General features: G+C 37.5%; 12 protein-coding genes. All 12 read left to right on the top strand.

Features of this window, described 5'->3' with window-relative positions:
* A partial coding sequence (locus KTR06_RS22105) for an MFS transporter (RefSeq protein WP_217290811.1) occupies nt 1-512 on the top strand: 512 nt, incomplete at its 5' end.
* A gap of 131 nt (nt 513-643) precedes the next feature.
* Nucleotides 644-1,822 carry an AGE family epimerase/isomerase gene (locus KTR06_RS22100; protein WP_120068304.1) on the top strand — a complete coding sequence of 393 codons (1,179 nt, stop codon included), beginning with the start codon at nt 644-646 and terminating at the stop codon, nt 1,820-1,822.
* 47 nt (nt 1,823-1,869) lie between these two features.
* On the top strand, nt 1,870-4,869 hold the full coding sequence (locus tag KTR06_RS22095; protein ID WP_008017521.1) for a TonB-dependent receptor: 3,000 nt from the start codon (nt 1,870-1,872) through the stop codon (nt 4,867-4,869).
* Nucleotides 4,870-4,936: 67 nt separating this feature from the next.
* Nucleotides 4,937-6,769: a RagB/SusD family nutrient uptake outer membrane protein gene (locus tag KTR06_RS22090; RefSeq protein ID WP_256445752.1), complete on the top strand. Its 1,833-nt coding sequence runs from the start codon at nt 4,937-4,939 to the stop codon at nt 6,767-6,769.
* A 17-nt stretch (nt 6,770-6,786) separates the two neighbouring features.
* Nucleotides 6,787-8,796: a family 10 glycosylhydrolase gene (locus tag KTR06_RS22085; RefSeq protein ID WP_120068205.1), complete on the top strand. Its 2,010-nt coding sequence runs from the start codon at nt 6,787-6,789 to the stop codon at nt 8,794-8,796.
* A gap of 132 nt (nt 8,797-8,928) precedes the next feature.
* Nucleotides 8,929-10,605: a hypothetical protein gene (locus KTR06_RS22080; RefSeq protein ID WP_317196103.1), complete on the top strand. Its 1,677-nt coding sequence runs from the start codon at nt 8,929-8,931 to the stop codon at nt 10,603-10,605.
* Nucleotides 10,606-10,663: 58 nt separating this feature from the next.
* Complete coding sequence (locus tag KTR06_RS22075; protein WP_254306455.1) at nt 10,664-11,539, top strand: hypothetical protein; 876 nt, start codon at nt 10,664-10,666, stop codon at nt 11,537-11,539.
* Nucleotides 11,540-11,581: 42 nt separating this feature from the next.
* Nucleotides 11,582-12,466 (top strand): hypothetical protein, encoded by an 885-nt coding sequence (locus KTR06_RS22070; protein ID WP_004316357.1) that lies wholly within the window; start codon nt 11,582-11,584, stop codon nt 12,464-12,466.
* Between the two features lie 31 nt (nt 12,467-12,497).
* A complete protein-coding gene (locus KTR06_RS22065) occupies nt 12,498-13,901 on the top strand; it encodes a DUF5009 domain-containing protein (protein ID WP_217290808.1) in 1,404 nt (467 codons plus the stop codon).
* A 7-nt stretch (nt 13,902-13,908) separates the two neighbouring features.
* Nucleotides 13,909-16,239, top strand: coding sequence for a phosphodiester glycosidase family protein (locus KTR06_RS22060; protein WP_217290807.1), 2,331 nt, complete (start codon nt 13,909-13,911; stop codon nt 16,237-16,239).
* A 62-nt stretch (nt 16,240-16,301) separates the two neighbouring features.
* Entirely contained in the window at nt 16,302-17,489 is a 1,188-nt protein-coding gene (locus KTR06_RS22055; protein WP_217290806.1) for a glycoside hydrolase family 10 protein, read from the top strand.
* A gap of 5 nt (nt 17,490-17,494) precedes the next feature.
* Entirely contained in the window at nt 17,495-18,565 is a 1,071-nt protein-coding gene (locus KTR06_RS22050; RefSeq protein ID WP_120068226.1) for an SGNH/GDSL hydrolase family protein, read from the top strand.
* The last annotated feature ends 325 nt before the right edge of the window (nt 18,566-18,890 follow it).

The raw sequence follows: 18,890 nt of genomic DNA, 5'->3' as shown, positions 1-18,890 counted from the left end.
GAGGAGATTCTCTTTTTTACCAAGTTCTGGTAGGACTAGTCAATACTTTGACCACGGTTCTGGCTCTTGTCATCATCGATAAGGTGGGCCGCAAGAAGCTGGTTTATTACGGAGTTTCGGGTATGGTGCTCTCTCTGGTCCTTATCGGTCTTTACTTCCTCTTCGGAGATTCCCTGGGAGTATCCAGCCTCTTCCTGCTCATTTTCTTCCTGTTCTATGTATTCTGCTGTGCCGTATCCATCTGTGCCGTGGTGTTCGTACTCCTCTCGGAGATGTATCCCACCAAGGTTCGCGGACTAGCCATGTCGATAGCAGGATTTGCTCTGTGGATCGGAACGTACCTGATCGGACAGTTAACCCCCTGGATGCTCCAGAACCTTACCCCCGCCGGAACATTCTTCCTGTTCGCCGTTATGTGCGTACCATATATGCTGATTGTCTGGAAACTCGTGCCGGAGACCACCGGGAAGTCGCTGGAGGAGATTGAAAGATACTGGACCCGTTCGGAATAAATATAAAACAGACCTTAATAACAATAAACTAACATTTTATAAATATGGATAGTAAGAATAACATTGGTCATTCAGCAGACATCTCTTTAACTGCTGAATTACCCATACCAATCTATAATGGAAATACGATTATGGATTTCAAAAAACTGGCAAGTCTGTACAAGGATGAGCTTCTGGACAACGTCCTTCCTTTCTGGCTTGAACATTCACAAGATCATGAGTATGGTGGTTACTTCACCTGTCTGGACCGTGAAGGAAAAGTATTCGATACGGATAAGTTTATTTGGCTGCAAAGTCGTGAAGTATGGATGTTCTCCATGCTTTACAACAAAGTGGAGAAACGTCAGGAATGGCTGGACTGCGCCATTCAGGGGGGCGAATTCCTAAAAAAATATGGACATGACGGCAATTATAACTGGTATTTTTCCCTTGACCGTTCGGGTAGACCATTGGTAGAACCGTACAATATCTTTTCATATACATTTGCTACCATGGCTTTCGGTCAGTTAAGTCTTGCCACCGGCAATCAGGAATATGCAGACATTGCCAGGAAAACCTTCGATATCATCTTGTCTAAAGTGGATAACCCGAAAGGCAAATGGAATAAGCTTCATCCGGGTACTCGCAATTTGAAGAACTTTGCTTTGCCGATGATCCTTTGTAACCTGGCTCTGGAAATAGAGCATCTTTTAGATGAAAGTTATCTAAAAGAAACAATGGAAACTTGTATCCACGAAGTAATGGAAGTTTTTTACCGTCCTGAACTCGGAGGGATCATTGTTGAAAATGTAGATATCGACGGTAGCCTGGTTGACTGCTTTGAAGGCCGTCAGGTAACTCCGGGACATGCCATTGAAGCGATGTGGTTTATCATGGATCTGGGCAAACGCCTGAACCGTCCGGAATTGATAGAGAAAGCCAAAGAGACCACCCTTACAATGCTTAATTATGGCTGGGATAAGGAGTATGGAGGCATTTATTACTTTATGGATCGTAATGGTTGCCCACCTCAACAATTGGAGTGGGATCAGAAACTCTGGTGGGTGCATATTGAGACGCTTATTTCTCTATTGAAAGGTTATCAGTTAACGGGAGACAAACAATGCCTGGAGTGGTTTGAGAAAGTACATGACTATACGTGGGGCCATTTCAAGGATAAAGAATATCCCGAATGGTATGGATATCTGAATCGAAGAGGAGAAGTGTTACTTCCACTCAAAGGAGGAAAATGGAAAGGATGTTTCCATGTACCAAGAGGGCTGTACCAGTGCTGGAAAACATTAGAAGAAATAACAAATATCGTATCCTAATTAGTTCTAAATTTAATATTATGAGAAAAATTCTATTTTTAATTTTAATGTTAAGTTCTGTCGGTATACAAGCACAGAATTTAATCGTAAAAGGAGTCGTCTCTGATGAGTCCGATGTATTGCCAGGAGTAAGTATCTTTGTTGAAGGTACATCTAAAGGAACAATTTCAGATATTAATGGAAAATACTCTATTGAAGTAAAAAAAGGGAGCAAACTAGTTTTCTCTTATGTAGGTTATCGCACAGAAGAGCTGATAGCAAATGCTCCTGTACTAAATGTAAAAATGAAAGCTGACGCTATTCAGTTGGAAGAAGCAATAGTAGTAGGGTATGCTAAACAGAAAAAAGCAACATTAACCGGAGCTGTATCTTCTGTTAGTTCTGAAACTATAACAAAAAGAAGTGTAGCATCTTTATCTACAGCCTTACAAGGTGCTATGCCAGGGGTGACTATTCAACAGACTTCAGGTGAACCTGGTGGTGATGGTGGTTCTATTCGTATTCGCGGTATCGGCTCTATTAATTCAAATACGGATCCGTTAGTTTTGGTTGATGGAATTGAAATGAGTATCGATCAAGTAGATGCTAACACAGTAGAAAGTATTTCTGTTTTAAAAGATGCTGCTTCTGCTTCAATATATGGTTCCCGGGCGTCTAATGGTGTTATTCTTATTACAACCAAAAGAGGTCAAAAAGGAAAAATAACAACGACATATAGTGGTTACCTAACAATCCAGCGCCCAACTAATATGCCTGAACCTGTAGCTGCATGGGAATATTTACAAGCAGAACTAAATGCTTGGGATAATGCAGAAATTACAGTATCCGACGCGCAAAGAGCTCAACAACTGCAACAGATAGAAGAACAAAAAACATTACGTCCGGATAATTGGAACAGGTACGATACCGATTGGAAAGATGAAACGATGAAAAATCATTCAATCATGCACAACCATAATGTAACAATTAGTGGTGGTAGTGACAAACTGACTTTCTTTGGTTCTGGTACTTACCTATACCAAGATGGTTTGATACCTAATGATAATTATAGTCGTACTAACCTTCGTTTAAATGCAGATGCTCAAATACTTCCATGGGCTAAGTTTAGTATTGAAACAGCATTAAGACAAGGTAAAAAAGTAAATCCGGGTTTGAGTACTCCCAAACAGATTATCAATCAGTCTTTATATATGTTGCCCACTCTTTCTGCTGCCAGAGAGCTAGATGGGAATTGGGGATATGGAAAGAATGGTATGAATCCTACAGCTCAAGCATACGATAGTGGAGAAAAAATAACAAAAGGGACAGATGCTGTGGTAAACGGAACATTAACTCTTACTCCTATCAAAGGCTTAGAGCTTGTAGGACAATATTCTCGCCGTCAATCCACAAGTAGAGGGCGTACATTAATAACTCCATATACGACGTCTCTAAGAGGTCAAATCATGGGATCATACCCTACAGATGATTCACTGACAGAAAGCTGGAGTGAAACCGTTAGAAATTATTATCGTGCACAAGCTTCGTATGAAAATAAATTCTTTGACCATTATGGAAAAATATTAGTCGGCTTCCAGGCAGAAGATAATCTGAATACTTCCTTTTCTGGTGGAAAAAGAGGTTTCGATCTAGGGCGTTATTATTTAGGTAATGGAGATTCTGCAACCGCAACGTCCTCCGGTGGAGCAAATTCTTGGGCTATGATGTCATGGTATGCCCGCTTGAATTACAACTACAAACAACGTTATTTACTGGAGGTAAATGGTCGTTACGATGGCTCTTCCCGTTTTACCAGAGATAATCGATGGGGATTTTTCCCTTCGTTGTCTGCCGGTTGGGTAATATCTGAAGAGAACTTCATGAAATCTACTCGTAAAGTACTTGACTTCTTAAAAGTTCGTGCTTCTTACGGTCTTTTAGGAAATCAGAACATCGGTAATTATCCTTATGCTGCAACCATTGCAACCGGATATGGATACTATTTAGGTGGTGAAGAAGCAGATAAAGAATTAGTATCAGGTGTGGCTCAAACAACACTAGCCAATTCGGATATTAGTTGGGAAAAATCAAAGCAAATAAATTTTGGTATTGATTTTAGTTTGTGGAATGGTTTGTTAAGCGTTACAGCGGATTATTACATCAAAAATATTTATGATATGTTGATGAAGTTTCCATTACCATACTATGTAGGAATGAGTCCAGCATATACCAATGCAGGAGATATGTCCAACAAGGGTTGGGAAGTAAGTGTCAGTCATAAAAATAAATTAAATGACTTCACGTATGGGGTAACATTTACTTTAAGTGACAACCGCAACAAAATAACCAATCTAAACGGACTTAATTCTCAAGATAAAACAATGGTAGAGGGTTATCCTAACAAAGGTATTTGGGGATATGTGACTGATGGGTATTATAAAGATTGGGATGATGTTAACAATTCTCCTAAATTAGGGGATGCTCGTCCGGGATTCGTTAAGTATGTTAAAACTTATCAGGGTGAAGACTCTGACCCTATGACAATTGATACTCGTGACATGGTATATCTTGGTGACCCGTTCCCACACTTTGAATATGGTGTAACGTTAAATGCCGGTTGGAAGAATTTTGATTTCACAGCTTTCTTCCAAGGAGTCGGGCAACGTGTGAATTATATGAGTGGAGTTGGTCTTAAACCTTTTGCTAACGGTTCGAATCTTTTCAGACATCAAATGGATTCATGGACTCCGGATAATCAGGATGCAGCATACCCCATTTTGGTTCCTGAAGCTAATGCAGGTCCTAACTATCAAAAATCCGATAAATGGGTACGAGATGCCTCTTATTGTCGTTTGAAAAATGTTGTTTTAGGTTATACTTTACCTAATTCATGGACTAAGAAATTAAATATTGGTAGCTTGAGAGTGTATGCAAGCGGACAGAACCTATTTACCATCAGTAATTTCTATAAGGGATATGACCCCGAAGTTGCATATAGCGGCTCTGTTGGAGGGGAATTCTACCCCATTATGCAAACATTTACGTTTGGTATTGATTTAAAATTTTAAATAATCAAATATTATAAAAAAAGCAATCAAATATATATTTAATAACAAAGTTCTTGCAAGTGGGGCTTTGATATTATCACTAGGAATAGCAGGCTGTAGTGACTACTTGGATAAAGAGCCTATGAGCGAATATTTATCGTCCAATTTTTATAATAACGATGGCGCAATAGCACAAGGGGCTAATGGGTGTTACCAGCGTTTGCTGATGGATCATAGTAATACTAGTAGTATACCTTATTGTATATTATGGGATATGTATACGCCTTATGGCATCGAACGTGCGGACAACAGTTCTATTGGTGTTGGTAATATTGAGTTACGAACAAATTTCACAGTAGAACAAACATGGGCTATTTTATATACTTCTGTGGCAAGATGTAATTCTGTGTTGGATGGAGCTAAGCCTTTTTATAATGAATTAAGCGATAAGGCTAAAATTTATCTTGCAGAAATTCAAGTTTTGAGATCTCATTACTATATTCAACTAGTTTCTTTATGGGGGGATATTCCATATTTCACATCTGCAGTAACGGAAGAACAGACAAAGCAGGTTTCACGTACTCCCTGGAAAGAAGTTGTAGATGATATATTAAAAACATTGGACGAAGCTGCCGATATTTTACCTTGGACAGCGGCTAATTATGGACGTGTCGACAAATCAGTAGCATTAGGATTGAAAGCAAGATTGGCTTTATATGCCGGTTCATGGTGTAAATTTGGTTTTGGTATGGATGGTGAAAAAGATCAGGCTAAAGCTACAGAATATTTTAAGATTGCAGCAGCAGCTTCTAAAAAAGTTATAGACGAAAGTGGACGTGATTTGGCTACTAATTATGCAGATCTGTTTACACGGACAGGACAACTAAAAGAAGACGTAAAAAAAGAAACGATGTTATTTATGATGTTTTCAAACCAAATTCATTCGTTTACTCAATATATGTCTTTAGGTGAACAAGTTCGTATGATTGGACAAAGTGGACGTTTTCCTACCCAACAGTTAGTTGATACTTACGAAATGAAAAATGGTAAACGTATTGATGAGACTGGTTCCGGGTATGATCCTAAGAAACCGTTTGATAGTCGTGATCCTCGTTTAAAAGAAACAGTTTACACTCATCATGATGTTATCATCGGAAATACTGGGGGAGACAACAAAATGAAATTCCTGATGGAAGTCTATAATCCTCAAACGACCTCTTGGGATAAAGATGGTAATGAAAAGTTGGTTGCCAACTTAGATTATGCTGGTGCTGTTGCTCAATATGGTTACGTAAGTAGTGGTGTAGGATTTGCATGGAAAAAGTATAATCATTTCGATGATGAGGCAAATGCCAATCCTAGTTATAACATTCTGATCATGCGGTTTGCAGAAATTCTTTTGACTTACGCCGAGGCTAAAATAGAACTTAATGAATTAGATGCAACGGTTGTAAATGCAATTGATCGAGTTAGAGCTCGTGTAGATATGCCTGGTATCTTATCTGTTGATCCGACACGTGAGAATGATCAATTAAAGATGCGCCAAATTGTACGCCGTGAACGTAAAGTGGAATTGGCCAAAGAGGCGTTAATGTTATTTGATATGCGTCGTTGGAGAACTGGTGATATTCAAAATGCCGAACCCACTTATGGTTACCCTAAAGCAACAGGGGTAGATCCGACCACAGGAAAATACCCCGATGGGTATGAACAGGCTACTCCAGATATGGTTCCTTCTTATGGCGCTTCAGGATCGGACAGAGATATAAACGATATTGCCAGTTATGCTGCATACGGTGATAAACTAAGATCTCGTGATAAAGGTCGTAGCTGGAATAACAGACATTACTTATGGCCTATCCCGCAAACAGAGCGAAATAAATGCCCTTGGCTGGAACAGAATAAAGGATATGGTGAGTAATATATAACGCATTTAGTATGAATAGATTAATTATTTTATTATCATTACTGTTAGTGCCGGTTTTTATATCGGCACAGACCGTAGTGACAATTGAAGCTGCAAGTCCAGATCCGACATTAACTGTACGTGGTCCTGAGAAGCAGATAGACTTATTCAATAATCCTGTTTGGGAAAAGCAAGAAAAAGGTATTGTTTTATTATCTACGGAATATCAAAATGCTATAAAATCTACTCAAAGCATATATACGGCCGTAATAGTAAATAAAGATATGAAGGTAACAAAAGTCCTGAACGGCGTAATCTCTAAGAATATCCAACCTGTATTTAAGACTCCTTTAGATATAGAATTAGGACAAGCAGAGTTTGCATTAATTGGTTATGATGCTGATTACTCAAAGGATGGCTATCGTAAGTTTCTTGCTGAAAATTTCCATGTAGGAGATGTCGTAAAGCTAAGAATTAATGGAGAAATACATTCATTGGATAAAGTAATAGCTTTTTCCCAAGGCAGTATTCCGCCTCAAATAGAACTGGATAATGATTTTTTATTTACTGTTGTTGGAAGTAAGACTACATTAAGCGGTTGTATTGCTAATTATGATAGGAAAGCCGGTTATCAGTTGTTTATAGAGAGTCAAACAGAAATAAAGCCAGTGCCCCTTACAGCAAAAGGACTATTTCACAATCAGTTAACTTTGAATAATGGCACTAATTTCTTTAACTGGATTTTGAAAAAAGGCGGGAAAGAAATTACTCGTAAGCCTGTTGCTGTCTTCTCTAAAGCTCCCGATCAACAACAGAGCGAACTGGTTATGTGGGTGGAGCAATTTCCTAATGCAAAAGTGTTGACTAATAGAGAAGCAGTAACCACTATGGTTAATAACGTAAAGAAAGCTGGATTCACTTCAATCGGGTTGGATGTAAAAGGACCGGAAGGATATGTTTCTTATCGCAAAAATGATCTTTCAAAGACTCCTTACCTGACAGCAACTAAAAATCCGAATAAACAAGTAAAGGATGATGGTTTCGATTTATTGGAAGTTGTACTTCAGGAGGCACACAAAATCGGATTGAAAGTTTATACTAGCTTTAATTTCTTCACGGAAGGAAATATAACTGTAAATGATTATGCAATTCTTCATGAGCATAAAGATTGGGAAGAAATAGTGCAACGTCCGGAAGATAAAGGCAAACTTCTGAAAATCACAGAAAGTACAAGAGGAAAAGAAGCAGCAAAAGGTAAGTTATTAGCTTTAGCTTTTGTGAATCCTTCTAATAAAGAGGTACAGGACTTTCAATTGTTGCGTGTAGAAGAAGTTCTAAAAAATTATGATATAGATGGCATTGTATTAGACCGCTGTCGATATGATAATTTATATGCCGATTTTAGTCATGTAACTCGAAACGCCTTTGAAGAATATCTGGAAAAAGAAGGAAAAGTTTTAGAAAATTTCCCTGCTGATGCTTTTAGAATAAATAAAGAAGGCGTATTAATAAAAGGCAGATTCTTTAAAGAATGGATTACTTTCCGATCTCAAACTATTTGTGATTTTACCAACCGGATTCGCTTATTAGTAGATAAGTATAAAGTTGAAAAGAATCCGGATTTGAAAATGGCAGCTTATGTCGGATCCTGGTATGAGGTGTATTATCAGAATGGAGTAAATTGGGCTAGTAACCAGTTTAAATATGATGATCGATTATCGTTCCCGGATAGTGAGATCTATGGAAAAAGTTATAATAGAACAAGCTATTTAGGTAATCTTGATTTTCTGATGATTGGCACCTATTATAAAACACCTAAAGAAGTTAATCGATATATTACTTTAGGGAATATTCTTACATGTGGACAAGTTCCATTGTTAGGTTCAATGAGCTTACCAGATTTAAGCGTTTCCGATCAGGGGAAGGTGTTTGGTGCTTCGTTAAAGAATTCATCAGGTCTGATGATTTTCGATAATTGTTATGTTGATTGGGAAACTTTCTTCGAACAAATGAAAATAGCTTTTTCCATTAAGAAAAAATAATGAACCATATAATACTCGTGAAAGATGAAAAAACTAATAAATTTAATATTCAGTATAATGTGCATCACTGCACTTTTCACTGTAACTTTTAGCTCTTGTTCAGATGATGACGAAAACAGAGCCTATGAATCTGTGCAGATAGTAGGAGTCAAAGTGAATAATGAATTGTACACGCCTTCTTCCGTCAGCGCAACTGAAACGACAGTATTGATTCCTGCTGGAGTCGATTTATCCAAAGCTAAACTACAATTGTTGGTTATAAACGGTACTGCCAATTTCATAAACGACCAAGAGTATGATGCCCGTAAACCCCTTGATTTGACATTAAATGGATTTGACGGAACTACGGTGCAGACAAAATTGCGTATTCAGTCTCCTCCTAAATTGGTGTCTTTTATAATAGAAGGAATGACTGTTCCCAATAGTGATATTCATACTGGTGAAGAATCATTGATTGTCCAGGTTCCGGAAGAGGCTGACCTTACAGCACTAAAGGTTACCATGGAATATATCAATGGGACAATTATGGACTTTCAAAATGGTGTTGCATTGGACTATACTAATCCGAGAAGTTTTAAAATAAAAGGTGTAGATGAAGAAACAATTTATACTTATGAGTTTATTATTACTACGGAGAAAGTAGGTCCTGCATCTATAAAAGCGATGACTATCAATGGCATTGAAACTGATTATGTGCTTACAGATGATAAGAATGTAGCAGTTCCATATATTCCGGCATTGATGGATTTCACATCTGTAAATGTAGAACTGACTGCTGGATTCGGTAATAAAATAGACGAATCTTTCACTGGTCAAGGATTAAATTTGATGAATGGTAACAATAAGGTTTCAATCAAAGGAAGTAATGGAGTGACAACAGAGTTTACAATTGGTATACCTCAAATTTCTGCAGAACCTACATTTAAGAAAAACTATACAGAATTAGTCGGATTTGGATCTGACAATCTAATTTGTACAGCAATTAGCGATCCTTATATTGTTGCGAGCAACCATTCTTCCTCTAGTAAAACTCCTGCGTATTTCGACTATACGGGAAATAAAATAGATAATTTGAGTGCAGTTGGATTGAGTATTGCGACACATGGTATACGCATATTGGCAACAGATGACAAAGGAAATATTCTTGGAGCTGCATTAGGAACGGATAAACCTGTAATATATCGTTGGAGTAATGTGACAGCAAAAGCTACTGAATTTATTTCATTCGATAAATCAGTCATTGGCGAGACTGCAACTCCTCGTTTAGCGGGTATTAGTATTATTGGTGATTTGGATGGTGATGCTACAATTGTAGCTCCTAAAGCACAATCTGTAGATGTATTTGTTTGGAAAGTTATAGGAGGTGTGCTAAATCCTGTTCCTCAAAAATATACATTCCCTGTTGCTACTCCAAGTTTTTACTGGACTGTAAATCCAATGCCCATCGGTATGTCCGGATATATGGGATTCTATACTGCAAAGGGTGCTAATGGCCTGATTTGGTTGAATAGTACAATGGGAGAAGTTTCTAGAATGTCTGGTCTTATTACTACTGGTGGCGATATGGTAAAAATAGAAAATCGTGTGTATGTAGCATATACAGTATATGCGGACAGTAAAGGTATTATGCGTATATGTGATATTACGGATGGTAAATATAATCAGATATTTAATTATACTATGGAGGCATCAGGAGCTAATGGTAACAGTACGACTTCTGCCTCTTTAATGGTGAAAAATAATGAATTATATGCAGTATTTGGCTGCACCGGTTCCGGCTTATACTTCTACCGCATAGCATGCAAATAATAACTAATAAATAAGACCATGTCTAATTGACATGGTCTTATTTAATCTCTTATTTAATATGAAACAGAATTATAATTATATATTTCTTCTTACTTGTCTCATTATAGGAGGTACAGCTTGTTCTCATAAATACAGAACATCTTCTTCCAAGCCAATAGAAACATTCTTTAAGAATGAAGTGAAACCAGAGAAATTCATTGAATGTTTTCCCGGTGCCTATTACCGCAAGGTAAATTCCAGTAAGGATGTTTGGTTGGGAGTTGGAGGAACTGTTACCTTACCTCAATTATCATTCGATCAAACTAGAAAAAACACTAAGAAGCCGGGACAGTTTCTTGATAATCCATCTGTATATTTAGGAGGAAACATGGGAGATCAGGAGACTGACTTCGGATTAGCATGGGAAGTTATCCGGGAAAAAGATGGAAAACTATCCAAAGAGAGGAAAGCTTTTCGTCCATTTATGAGACGTAGTGAGCACATTAATGGACAAAAACCCAATTATGCGCAAGCACCACCGGAAGATAAATACTATTGGTATCCGGGCGAAAAAGTCACAATGTATTTTCAAGTGTTAGAACCTCGTAAAGTACATTTTGTGATAGAAGGAGCCGGAAAACGCTTTGAATGTGATTATGATTGTGAAGGTTATATTCCGGAAGAACTGGGAACCTTTAAACGTGTAAATGCAATTGACCAAGTTGCGAATGAAGGTAAACCAGCGCAAGCAACGAAAACAAAGGTTTTGAATAGTCGATGGGATGAGAGCTATTATTTTAGAAAATATAAAAATGAAATTGTGAAAGTACCGATTCATGAAGGTCGTTTCACAGATATGCGTTGTCCGGACAGTCATTTCTTTGAAGTAACATCAACTGATGAAGGTCGAAAGATAGGAGCAGAAACGATTAGTATTAATGGAAATGGGTATTGATCCTCAAAAGAATATTATTGATTTACAAAAAACTTATTTAAGATGAAAAAATATTTATTCTATTCATTATTTTTGAGTTTAGCTATGGGATTCTATAACTGTTCTGACAGTGACGATGGAGAACCGGAACCAGAACCCACAGATCCAATTAACACTTACTTTAAAGATGAGATAAAGCCACAAGCGAGTGTTGCCTGCTTTGCCGGTGCCTATTATCATAAAGCCGTAACAAGTAAAGATTTATGGCTAGGTATCGGAGGGACAATAAAATTGCCTACAGCAACTTTCGATGAAGATCGTAAGAATCCTAGTAAACCAGGACAATATCTTGATAATCCTTCTATATATTTAGGAGGGAATATGGGTGGACAAGAGACTGATATAGGCCTAACTTGGGAAGTTGTTAAGGATGAGCAAGGTAATATCAGTGCTGAAAGAAAAGCATTCCGTCCATTCATGAGACGTACAAGTCATTCGAGCGGACAGGCATCCAACTATTCAAATGCTCCTGCGCAGAAAGAATATTATTGGTATCCGGGTGAAGAAGTCACCATTTCTATTCAGATCATAAGAAGTGGGGTTCTCAAATTTATTGTAGACGGTAATGGTAAGCATTATGAGTCAGAATATGAATGTGCCGGATACAAACAAGGAACCCGTGGAGAATTCAAACGTGTAAATGCTATTGACCAAGTATCTAATGAAGGAAAACCGACACAAGCCACGAATACAAAAGTTGAAGGTGCTCAATGGAAGGAAAGTTTTTTATTCAGAATGTATGACGGTAAAATAGTAAAAGCTCCACTTCATACAGGAAGATACACTGATATGCGCTGTCCGGATGCAATGTATTTTGACATAAATTCATCAGAAGCAGAAAAGAAGACTGGTGCTGAATCTGTAAATATTAATGGTGCAGGATATTAATAAATATATATATTATTTCAAATAATAAGTCATGAATAAAAGAGCTTTCTCTCTTGATGCTTTAAGGGGATATGCCATTATTACTATGGTTTTATCAGGTACTATTGCTTCAGGAGTATTACCAGGATGGATGTATCACGCACAAGTAGGTCCCCGCTCTAATTTTGCATTTGACCCATCATTTTATGGAATTACATGGGTTGATCTAGTTTTCCCATTCTTTTTATTTGCAATGGGAGCGGCTTTTCCTTTTTCTATCGGCAATAAATTGGAAAAAGGAGAATCTAAATTAAGAATAGCATGGGATTGTCTATTACGTGGATTCCGGTTGACATTCTTTGCAATTTTTATTCAGCACATGTATCCTTGGGTAACATCTTCTCCGCAAGATGTGCGGTCATGGTTGTTAGCTCTGTTTGCATTTGTTCTGATGTTTCCCATGTTTATGAGAATTCCGGTTAAAATGTCTAAATGGTTACGTGGAGGGATACAACTATCTGCCTATACGTTGGGCATTGTCATGTTGCTTACTGTAAATTATGCTAATGGTAGAGAATTTAGTCTGTCATATAGTAATATTATTATTTTGGTTCTGGCAAATATGTCCATTTTCGGTTCGCTGGCATACTTGTTTACAGCAAAAAACAAATGGGCTAGAATTGCAATTCTTCCATTTATTATGGCTGTCTTTTTAGGAAGTAAAACAGATGATTCCTGGGTAAAGGCTTTGATGAACTATTCTCCAATCCCCTGGATGTATAGTTTTTATTATTTGAAATACTTGTTTATTATAATTCCCGGAAGCATTGCCGGAGAATACTTAAAAGAATGGTTACAAAGCAAAAGTGAGGCTGATTCCCCTTTAGAAGAAAAAAGGAGAATCCCCCTAATTTTATTATTAACTATCGGGATTATTATTTTTAATCTGTATGGCCTGTATACACGTCAGTTATTATTAAACTTGTGTGGCACAGTTGTTATTTTATTTTGTATTTATTGGCTTCTGAAAACAAGAAGCAACAATATGGATTATTGGAGAAAACTATTTGTTGCTGGAGCTTATTTACTTATGCTGGGGTTGTTTTTTGAAGCATATGAAGGCGGAATTCGTAAGGACGATTCAACCTATAGTTACTATTTTGTTACTGCCGGCCTTGCTTTTATAGCTATGATTGCTTTTTCAATACTATGTGATATTTATAAGTGCCGCCAGCTGACACGTCCATTGGAAATGGCGGGACAAAACCCCATGATTGCTTATGTGGCCACTAATCTAGTAGTAATGCCCGTACTGAATTTAATAGGGGTAGCATCATATTTATCCTATCTGCAACAAAATGCCTGGCTTGGTTTCTTACGGGGAATTATTATCACCACATTGGCAGCATTAATAGCTATCATTTTTACAAAACTTAAATGGTTCTGGAGAACATAATAGAAATATGAAACTACTAATAAAAAGAATAACATGTGTCATCTTAATCTTGTGTTCCTATTGTTCTTATGGTGAAGCAAAAATTCAGCTCCCTTCTATTTTAGGTAATGGGATGGTGCTTCAACAAAAGTCGGAGGTAAAGCTATGGGGAAAAGCTACACCTAATAAGAAAGTTGTTGTATATACCTCATGGAACGCACAGCAGCAAGAAGTAGATAGTAATCAAAAGGGGGATTGGTCAGTGGCTGTCACAACTCCAGAAGCTGGAGGGCCATATACTATTCGCATTTCAGATGGTGAAGAACTTATATTGGATGATGTTTTAATTGGAGAAGTCTGGCTGTGTTCCGGACAATCAAATATGGAAATGCCAGTGAAAGGTTTTCGTGGTCAACCTGCCGCAGAATCACAGAATACGATAGTAAATGCAAATTCTAATCGTTCATTAAGATTATTTACAGTGCAGCGTGCCTACAGCAGTGTTCCACAGGAGAATGTTGCTGGTCAGTGGGAAAGGAATACTCCGAAATCTGTTTCTACTTTTAGTGCCGTTGCTTATTATTATGGCGATCAATTACAGAAAGTTTTAGGAATACCGGTGGGACTGATTCATGCTTCTTGGAGTGGTTCTTCAATTGAGCCATGGATTAGTAAAGAAAACCTTCTACGATTTCCTGAAATAGATCTGACTCCGGCAGCAAATCCACAATCGAAATATGCAAATGGTACTCCTACTGTATTGTATAATGCCATGATTAAACCGCTGGAGAATTATAATATTAAGGGAATGATATGGTACCAAGGAGAGTCTAACTCTGCACGTCCGGAACAATATCAGCGTTTGTTTGCTGTGTGGGCTAAACAAAACAGGACATTGTTCCGTTCAAAAGACTTTCCCATTTATTATACAGAAATAGCTCCTGTTGCATCCCCTGTAGACAGACCGTTTCAAAGGGCTATTTTCCGAGAAGCACAGTTGGAAAGCATGTATGAAATCTCTAATACAGGTATGGCTTTCACAAACGATCTTGGTTCGGAGAAATTCATTCATGCTCCCCAAAAACGAGAAATCGGACAGCGTTTAGCATATTGGGCATTAGCAAAAACATATCAGTTAGAGGGATTTGAATATAGTGGTCCTATCCATCGTTCATATATGAAAAATGGAAAGGTTATTGAGATTCTCTTTGATCATGCTGATGATGGACTAAATCCGGAGAATGAACCTTTAGTGGGCTTTGAGGTTGCAAGCGAAGATAGTATATTTTATCCTGCCAATGCCGAAATCATAAATGGAACCTCTCGAGTAAAAGTATGGAATGACAAAGTAACTCAACCGGTTTATGTACGCTACGCTTTTCGTAATTTTTTGCGTGGGAACCTGATAAACAATGCCGGATTACCGGCAACTCCTTTCCGAATGGATTTGCGAAAATTGGACTTTCAGAATCCTGAAAATCTAGGATGGACTCGCGTCACTACTTTTGGTAAATTACCTGAATATGTTAATGTTTATCATTCTCCAGAATGGATTGAAAGTACACGAACTAATGCTTATATAGCAGTTATAGATACAAAGAAAGGAGGAAGTTTAGATGTCGGAGGTGAAGAAAGTGGGATAAAGACCCCGACTGAATTTTACCAGTCAGAAAAAAGAAAACCAGTGATTGTATTAAATGGAGGATATTTTGCCAATGGCAAAACTGTTAGTCTCATATGTAAAGATGGAAGAATATTATCTGACAACATATCTGTTGTAAATCGTATTTTAGAGGGTAAAAAGACTGCATATTATCCTACCCGTTCTGTTTTTAGTCTTTATAAAGATGGAACATATCATGTTGACTGGATATATAAATCGAATCAACAGACCTATGCATATGATATGCCAGCTTTAAACAGTTCTACACGCCCTCCACTATCGGTTCCATCAAAAGGTTTTCCGAGAGGAGCAAAAGTCTGGAGTGCCGAAATGGGAATTGGCGCAGGTCCTGTGTTAATCAAGGATGGAATGATTCGTAATAGTTGGGTAGAAGAACTATTAGATGTTGCAAGTGGCATAAATCCACAGACCTGTCAACCTCGTTCTGCGGTAGGAATCACGCAAGATGGGAAACTCATTTTGTTCGTTTGTGAAGGACGCGAACAAACACCGGATGTTCCAGGTATGACTTTAGACCAACTTGCCCGGTTGATGAAAGCATTTGGATGTGTAGACGCGCTTAATTTAGATGGCGGAGGTTCGAGTTGTATGTTGATTAATGGTAAAGAGACTATAAAACCGTGTAATGAAGATCATCAACAACGACCAGTTGCTACTGTGTTATTTGCAAGATAGTATAATCTAAAAACTATAATAAAATAAGAATAGTTAAGTTATCAATTAATCATTTTTTATTCATGAGTGAAAAGTTGAAGTTTTGTTTGTGTTTTGCAATCTTATTTATAAGCCTGCAAAGCATAGCAAAAAAAACAGAGCAAGGAATCCGTGGAGTCTGGGTTCCCGCTCCTCGTTTTACTCCCGTATTACATACCTATCAGGGAGTAAAAGATTTTGTAAAGTCATTAGATGAGTTGAATATGAATTCTATATTCCTTGTATCTTATGCAGAAACTAAAACAATATATAAGAGTGATGTATTGATGCATTATTCTACTTATAAGACACAAGAAGAAAGCTATCTACTAAGCGGATATTCTAAACAATATCAAAGTTCAACTAATGATCCGGTACGTGATTTGATTGATGAGGCTCATAAACATGATATAAAAGTATTTTTCTGGTTCGAATATGGTTTTATGGGAGAGGGGCGTCCGATATCACTTGATAATCCTTTATTAGCAAAGAATCCTCACTGGTTAGGAATAGACAATCAGCAACACCCCGCCAATTACAATCAACATGATTATTACTTCAATGCCTATAATCCAGCTGTACAGAACTTCTTAATAGAACTAATAGAAGAGGCATTGACGCTTTATCCTGATTTAGATGGTATTCAAGGTGATGACCGCTTACCTGCTATGCCTCGAAATTCTGGATATGATACATATACAGTCTCCCTCTATCAATCACAACATCAAGGGAAAAATCCTCCTACAGATTATAATAATTTGGAATGGGTACGTTGGCGTTTGGATATTTTAAATACCTTTGCAAAACGATTATATAAAAGGATTAAAGCAAAGAGTCCGAATGTTATGATTAGTTTCGCCCCAAATCCTTATCCCTGGTGTGAAGAGAATCTGATGCAGGAATGGCCTCGTTGGTGTAAAGAGAAAGTTTGTGATTTGTTGGCTGTTCAGTGTTATCGTTATAGTATCGAAGCGTATCGTGCTACGGTTTCAGAAGTATTGAAATATATACATCAGAATAATCCAAACCAATTATTTGCACCTGGTATGATTCTGATGGAAGGGAGTAGTTCCAAAATGTCACCGGAACTGTTACGGGAGCAGCTCCGTGTAAACCGGGAGTTGGGGATTAATAGTGAGATTTATTTTTATAATAAGGGGATTGATAATCTTTCTGTTAGAGAAGTCTTAAAACAGACATATTCCCAGAAGATTAAATTCCCAGCAAATTAAATACTATGATAAGATATATTTTGATTGGACTTTTACTTTGTGGACAAACTATAAGCTTTGCCCAAATTATATATCACGATGCATCAAACTTCCCTTTATTGGGAAAAGCTACAGAAACTAATAGTGCACGATACGAAAGGTTTCCAGATTCACTAAGGAATATATCTCGTTCTCCTCTTTGGTATTTGAGCCGTAATTCGGCAGGAATGGCCATACGGTTTCGTAGCAATTCTACTCAAATAGCGGTGAAATGGGAAAATCTCTTTAATAATCATATGAATCATATGACTGATACAGGAGTAAAAGGCCTAGATTTATATTGTTTGGAGGGAAATTGTCTATGGAGATTTGTGAACAGTGCCCGACCAACAGGAAAGATAAATCAAGTAACGATCATTGCCAATATGCAACCGGAAGAGAGAGAGTATATGCTTTATCTTCCTCTTTACGATGGTCTTGTTTCTTTGGCTATAGGAGTGGATTCATTAGCCACCATCGATCAGCCTTTAATTGATTATCCGATCCGCAAAAAGCCGGTTGTATTTTATGGCACCAGTATTCTTCAAGGAGGTTGTGCTTCACGTCCGGGGATGGCACATACCAATATCATATCGAGAAGATTGAACCGTGAATGTATCAACTTGGGATTTAGCGGAAATGCACTTTTAGACTTGGAAGTGGCCAAAGTGATAGCCGAAGTAGATGCCAGTGTTTTTGTTTTAGACTTTGTGCCTAATGCTTCTGTAGAACAGATGAAAGAACGAATGGAAACATTCTATCGTATCATTCGTAGTAAACATCCGGATACGCCAGTCATTTTTATAGAAGATCCGATTTTCACTCATACACTTTATGATGAAAGAATTGCTAAAGAAGTGCAAAGAAAGAATGACACGTTAAAGGAAATATTCAACCGGCTAAAGAAGGAAAATGAAAAGAATATCATTTTTATCTCTTCCAAAAATATGCTGGGAGAAGATGGAGAAGCTACTATAGACGGTATTCATTTCACAGATCTAGGCATGATGAGATATGCTGATTTAGTTTGTCCAATCATTAAGAAAGCAATCAAATAAAATAGTGACGCTATCGACTCGGTATAGCGTCACTATATGTAGCTTATAGTGACACTATTCTGTTGACATAGCGTCACTATTTTCAAGACTTCTGATAGATGGCTTTTTGTACGTTATATCAATAAAAACAAATCTTCAAATATCAAAATGGTAAAATATCATTTTGGTATTTGAATGATGCTATAATTGAATTTATTCAGGCAAACAGCCGGATATAGATAAGAATCGCATGGATTAACCATTAGTATTATTCAGAAATTAAAGAAATTCTTTCCTTATGGAGCACAATCATTATTATTTGATATCATACATTGCATAGTGAAGG

Origin of the sequence: Bacteroides sp. MSK.20.12, assembly GCF_019052435.1 — a bacterium.
Lineage (GTDB): Bacteria > Bacteroidota > Bacteroidia > Bacteroidales > Bacteroidaceae > Bacteroides > Bacteroides xylanisolvens.
This window is presented reverse-complemented; position numbering and strand designations above follow the sequence as displayed.